5 protein-coding genes and 4 pseudogenes are annotated in these 5,200 nt (G+C 66.2%); 6 read left to right on the top strand and 3 right to left on the bottom strand.

Annotation, left to right across the window (positions count from 1 at the left end):
* From ACFW47_RS35120 to ACFW47_RS35105, 4 genes and pseudogenes are all read left to right on the top strand, one after another.
* A pseudogene (locus tag ACFW47_RS35120) lies at nucleotides 1–183 on the top strand (IS256 family transposase); the annotation flags it as partial.
* Between the two features lie 758 nt (nucleotides 184–941).
* Nucleotides 942–1,505, top strand: a complete 564-nt coding sequence (locus ACFW47_RS35115; protein ID WP_386289035.1) for a hypothetical protein — start codon at nucleotides 942–944, stop codon at nucleotides 1,503–1,505.
* Nucleotides 1,506–1,542: 37 nt separating this feature from the next.
* Nucleotides 1,543–1,749: a hypothetical protein gene (locus ACFW47_RS35110; RefSeq protein ID WP_386308280.1), complete on the top strand. Its 207-nt coding sequence runs from the start codon at nucleotides 1,543–1,545 to the stop codon at nucleotides 1,747–1,749.
* Nucleotides 1,750–1,758: 9 nt separating this feature from the next.
* Nucleotides 1,759–1,860: pseudogene (locus ACFW47_RS35105) on the top strand (IS5/IS1182 family transposase); the annotation flags it as partial.
* Here ACFW47_RS35105 and ACFW47_RS35100 read toward each other — a convergent pair.
* Nucleotides 1,860–2,393, bottom strand: coding sequence for a CbrC family protein (locus ACFW47_RS35100; RefSeq protein WP_386308279.1), 534 nt, complete (start codon nucleotides 2,391–2,393; stop codon nucleotides 1,860–1,862). The pseudogene ACFW47_RS35105 and the gene ACFW47_RS35100 sit on opposite strands and share 1 nt — an antisense overlap.
* 271 nt (nucleotides 2,394–2,664) lie before the next feature.
* Here ACFW47_RS35100 and ACFW47_RS35095 point away from each other — a divergent pair, with 271 nt between their 5' ends.
* Nucleotides 2,665–3,051, top strand: coding sequence for a hypothetical protein (locus tag ACFW47_RS35095; RefSeq protein WP_386288041.1), 387 nt, complete (start codon nucleotides 2,665–2,667; stop codon nucleotides 3,049–3,051).
* Between the two features lie 92 nt (nucleotides 3,052–3,143).
* Nucleotides 3,144–3,925 (top strand): annotated as a pseudogene (locus tag ACFW47_RS35090) (transposase family protein).
* A 103-nt stretch (nucleotides 3,926–4,028) separates the two neighbouring features.
* Here ACFW47_RS35090 and ACFW47_RS35085 read toward each other — a convergent pair.
* Nucleotides 4,029–4,126, bottom strand: a pseudogene (locus ACFW47_RS35085) (PadR family transcriptional regulator); the annotation flags it as partial.
* A 9-nt stretch (nucleotides 4,127–4,135) separates the two neighbouring features.
* Nucleotides 4,136–4,926 (bottom strand): IS5 family transposase gene (locus tag ACFW47_RS35080; RefSeq protein ID WP_386308281.1). Its coding sequence is split into 2 segments (ribosomal slippage): nucleotides 4,136–4,596 and nucleotides 4,596–4,926, totalling 792 coding nucleotides; the frame shifts between segments, so codons are not numbered across the junction.
* Between the last annotated feature and the right edge of the window lie 274 nt (nucleotides 4,927–5,200).

The raw sequence follows: 5,200 nt of genomic DNA, 5'->3' as shown, positions 1-5,200 counted from the left end.
GCGGTCCGGGCCCGCGGGCACTTCCCGAACGAGGCCGCCGCGTTGAAGTGCGTCTACATGGCGCTGATGAGCCTGGACCCGACCGGCAAGGGCCGACGCCGCTGGACGATGCGCTGGAAGGCGCCACTGAACGCCTTCCAGATCGCCTTCGAAGGACGCCTCACCCCCACCACCAGCCACTGAACCTCAACAACCAAGATCAGCCGTTGACTGGACACACCCGAACAGCGTCATCGGTCGCGACTCCCGCGATACATCCGCTCAACCCTCCCACCATCAGAATGATGGAAAAGATCCGCACAGCGCGTACAGCGTCCGTCATCGGGGCGTCGCTCGCTGTCATTCTTACGTCACTTCCCTGTAGATGGTCTGGTTGGCGTCTGATTCTTGAACGTCATCCGTAGGTGATGATGTCGGCTCCGTAGTAGCCCGCGACGCCTCCCAACGCACAACTGCCGACCACGGCGGCACCGGCGCCGACCGCGCTGCCGACTCCGGCACCGACCACTCCTCCGACCGCAGCGGCGTATTGGATGGTTCCGGTTGATGCGGCTGCACCGACGCCCGACACGCAACCCGACACGACGCCGAAAATTTTACTACCGGTGTCCAGAATGTCTGAGAGACGGCGTCGGCTTGTCGGTGTGCCGGTAGCTCAGGTGCGGGGCTGAGATCTGCTGGATCTGTTCGACCGTCGCGACCTTCAGCACCCCGAGCACGCGCAACACGTCACCACGCAGGTTGTTCGGTGGGTCAGTTCCGTCCCGACTGCGACGCCCGGTTCCCCGTCGTTGACGAGCCGGTGCGTTCCTCATTTCCCGTGCACGGCGGGGTGTTGGCGGCCGGCGGGGGTATCCGGTCATGCACGGTATGAGTGAAGGGGGAAAGGCGTGTCCGGGCCGACTGGGAGAACACGCGCGGGTACGGGGCGTGCGAGTGCGGTGGGAGTACTCTTCACGATATTGCTGGCGGCGGGACTGGCAGGCTTCCTGCTGGGAGTGGTCGTCGGTGAGGACGAAGTGGACGTGTCTCGGGGCTTGCTGTTCGCTGTAGCCTTCCTCCTGCTGGGCCTGGCGGTGGTCGTCGGGGTGTGGTGGTGGACTCGGCGCCGGGCCACGCAGTTCGGGTTGAGCGCGAGTCGGTACATGCGGGTGGGCCGTCGGATACAGCGCGGCGAATTGCCGAAGGATCCCGCCGAGCTGCCGGCCGCGATCGATATCGTCGCGCGTCAGCGCCGTATGGTGAACACCCAGCAGCGCCGATGGGTGCTCTGGCTGGCAGCGGCAGTCGCACTGCTGTGGCTGGTGAGCGCTGTGGCACAGTTCCTGGACCACAACTATGGGTATGCCTGCTTCCAGCTGTTCGTGACAGGCTTGTTCCTGGTCAGCCCCCTCACCATGCGTCGGCAACGGCGACGTCTGGAGAACGTCGAGCAGGCGCTCCGCACCCGTCAGCGCCTGCAGGGCACGTCTGACACCCCGCAGACGCATCCTCGTCGGACATAAGGCGGGCGTGGACATTCGCGCGGCGCAGGGACCAGCCGTGGCTGTAGCGCTGCCGCAGTCGTCCGAAGCCGCCCAGTCTCGCCGAGCCCGGCGGACCAGGAACGGTTCGACCCCCGGCCCCGAGCGGCCCCAGCTCTTCCAGTACCTCGGGGCGGCCGACGTCGAATCCTTCGCGGTGATACCCGTGCAGCAGTCGTTGCAGCACCTCGTCGGCCCGTTCATGGGCGGCGCCCGTCCGAACTAGCCGGTTGCGCGTCGCCGGTTACGCGACCGGCGCATCACACCGCGGATCGCCCGCAAGGACACGGGCTCCGGCCAGCGGCTGGGCCGGCACCGCTGGACCATCGAACGCACTCACGAGGCGTCGGTGTAGGCGAGGTGGGCTCCGCAGCTGGTGCAGCGGAAGAGCATGGCGGTTGCCCCCTGGCCCAGGCTGGTCAGGAAGTGTTCGAGTCGGCTTTCGTCGTGCCAGCCGTCGAGGCACATGTCGGTCCGCAACTGGTCCAGTGCTTCGGGACGCGCCGCCAACTCGGCATATCCGACTTCCCCCAGGAAGGCGGCCGCGTCCTGGCAGTGGACGAGCCACTGTGGATCCTGCCAGGCGTGGAAGCCAGGAGTGCGGCGGGTGACCTCATGCAAGACGTCCTCACTGACACCGTCGAGCCCGTAGGAGTCGGTGAAGTCGCCAGCGAAGCGTTCGGCGGCACTGCCATCTGCGATGCACCAAGGACAGAACCGTCCGCTGACGTCCTGAGCAGTGTAGAAGGTGGCCGTGTAGATCCATCCCCTGTCTGCCTTGCAGCAGGCGCATGTCTCGGTGGACGCGCGGATGGGCCCGCTCGCGAGGGGATTTGGGTGATAGCGGAAGAAGGGCAGGTCGGCACTCATCAGCACTTTCCGATCCGCAACCTGGTGGCTCTGCCCACTGATCCCATGAAGAGCAGTCTGTCTGCGAGCAGGTCCTTGATCAAGCGCCGAGTCGGAGTCTTCCTACAGAGCCAAATGAGATGGTCTGCTAGCCCTTGTTCTGGCGTCGCACCGTGTAAATGAGCCCTTTCCAACTTCATGTCGCGCTTCAAGGGTGGCACTGACCACGTTGGTGGCGCTGTCAAGGTTGTGACGGGTTACACAGGAATCCCCGGCCTGGGAGGATCCGCTCATGGAGGACAGTATGGCTGGGCCAGCCGGGGCGAACGCAGACCTTGAGTGCCAGATCTACGTCGCCGCTCCCAGCCGTGATCGGTTGATGGAGCGGCTGGCAGCGGCTCTGGACGTGTCGCTCGGACCAGATCGCGGAATCTCGTACGGATGCGTCGAAGTGGAGTGGGAACATAACGACTACGAAGGCGCTGGCGCTCACACGGAGTTCCTGGACTGGCACTCGCTCCTTGTGTGCCGACCTCGTCGCGGCGCCTCAGCGACGGTTGTCGTGCCGGACACGGCAACGGTTCTGGAAGCGGTCCGGGAGGCCGGCTACCGGGCCGTCCCTGTTTGCGACTACGAAGAGCTTCTGCATGAGCCGGGCACTGAACCTCGTCCGACCTGACGGATGGTTGGATCAGGGCCCCTCGCTGGCCGACGTGAAGAAAGCTCCTGGTAGACGGTTCACGACCAAGATCGCCAACCCGCCAGGAGCTCGTGCTTCTCTACCCGTCCGCCATCGATCCGTCCAGCCGTACCCTGGAGCACCTCTCCGGCCTTCCCGCAGGTCACCACCGTCGCATCGGCTCCCGCTGGCGACGCCTTACTTGCGGTCGGCAGGCCCTGCTCGTCCTCGCTCACCTGCGCTGCGGCGACACCTACGCCCGCCTCGCGGCGGGTTTCCGGGTCGGGATCGCCACGGTCTACCGGTACATACGGTGAGGCCGTAGACCTCCTGGCCGCCCTGGCGCCCACGCTCGACCAGGCCATGCAGACCGTGCGGAAGAAGGCCTACGTGGTCCTCGACGGTACCGTGCTGCCGATCGATCGCAACGCCGCCGACCGGCCGTACTATTCGGGAAAGAAGAAGCACCACGGCATGAACGTGCAGGTCATCGCCGATCCGGCCGGGCGCTTGACCTGGGCATCGGACGCGCTGCCGGGAGCCACACACGACCTCACCGCGGCCCGGACCCACGGCACCCCCGCCGCTCTCGCTGCTGGCGGCGTCAAGTGCTGGGCGGACAAGGCTTACCAAGGTGCGTGTGCTGCCTGCCGCGTCCCGTTTCGGGGCAAGAACCTTCGCGACTGGCGCCGGCGGCACAACCGGGACCACTCCAGGATCCCAGCCTCGGCGAACTGCCATGGCGATCCTCAAGTGCTGGCGGCTCCTGCGGAAGCTCCGCTGCAGCACCGCCCGAATCACCGCGGTCGTCCGAGCCCGTCGTCGCCCTCGAACTCGCCAGCTGATCAAGATGGAAAAGGCTCACTACCCCTAACCCATCAGGGACTTCGCCGAGATTCACCCTGACGAGCTGAAGTCAGTAAAGAAGGTGCCGGGCCGCGAAGGGCGGTGCCGCCGCCGTGCTCCCGTCCTGTGCGTTATGCCGTCCGTGCCGTGCGGACCTCTGTGGTGAGTGTGGTGAGCCGGGGGCCGTGGTGGTCATCCAGCGGAGGTCGGCGTCGAGGTGGTTGAGGGCTTAGAGGTCCTAACAAAGGCGTTGGACGTGGCGGTGGGTGATGAGGCAGGTGGCGAGTCCGAGGAAGGCTTCATGGATGTCGTCGCGTCGTTCCCAGCGGATTCGCAGTCGGCGAAAGCCGTGCAGCCAGGCGATCGTGCGCTCGACCACGTAGCGGAAGACGCCCAGGCCGGAGCCGTGCTCGACGCCTCGTTCGGCGATGACCGGTCGGATCCCGCGCTGTCGCAGCAGGCGGCGGTACTTGTCGTGGTCGTAGCCGCGGTCGGCGAGGAGTGCGTCGGGCCGGTGTCTGGGCCGGCCGACGATGCCTGCCACGGCCGGAACCTTGTCCAGCAGCGGCAGCAGCTGGGTGACGTCGTTGCGGTTTCCGCCGGTCAGTGACACCGCGAGCGGGATGCCCTGGCCGTCGGTGAGGACGTGGTGCTTGCTGCCCGGTCGTGCGCGGTCGACCGGGCTGGGGCCGCTTTTGGGCCGCGTCGAGCGGCCCGCACGTGGGAGGAGTCGATCACCGCCCGGGACCAGTCGAGCTTCTTCGCGGCCCGCAGCCTCTGCAGCAGCACCAGGTGCAGTTCGTCCCACACACCGGCCTCGTTCCAGGCGGCCAGGCGCCGCCAGCACGTCATCCCCGAGCCGAAGCCCAGCTCGTGGGGCAGGTACTCCCACTGGATGCCGGTGTGCAGCACGAACAGGATTCCGCACAGTGCCTGCCGGTCCGGGACCCGCGGCCTGCCCTCCACCAGCTTCGGTCCCGACTCGGGCAGCAACGGCTCGATGAGCGACCACAGTTCGTCCGACACGATCCAGGGCCGCGACTGTCGTTTCCCCACGAACGGACCAACGACCACTCAAGCCGAAAGTCACATGATCAACAACTTCTCTGTTAGGACCTCTTAGCCGGTGCCGTCGCTGGTCGTTCTTCTCGGGGATGGTGTGCGCGATGCCGCGTTGCCGCAAGTAGGACCGGAAACCGCGGGAGCTGTAACTGGCTCTAACAAAAGCTGCTGATCATGAGACGGTCGGCCTCTCCGCTCGTATGTCTGGGTATGGGAAACCGTCAGTCGCGGCCGTGGGTCG

Source organism: Streptomyces sp. NPDC058796 (assembly GCF_042745235.1).
Taxonomy (GTDB): Bacteria; Actinomycetota; Actinomycetes; order Streptomycetales; family Streptomycetaceae; genus Streptomyces.
The sequence above is the reverse complement of the archived record's forward strand: the minus strand, read 5'-3'. Positions and strand labels throughout refer to the sequence as shown.

Coding starts and splice junctions, on each gene's coding strand:
- ACFW47_RS35095 (WP_386288041.1), top strand. CDS start 2,665: ATGGAGGACAGTATGGCTGGGCCAGCCGGGGCGAACGCAGACCTTGAG.
- ACFW47_RS35100 (WP_386308279.1), bottom strand. CDS start 2,393: ATGAGTGCCGACCTGCCCTTCTTCCGCTATCACCCAAATCCCCTCGCG.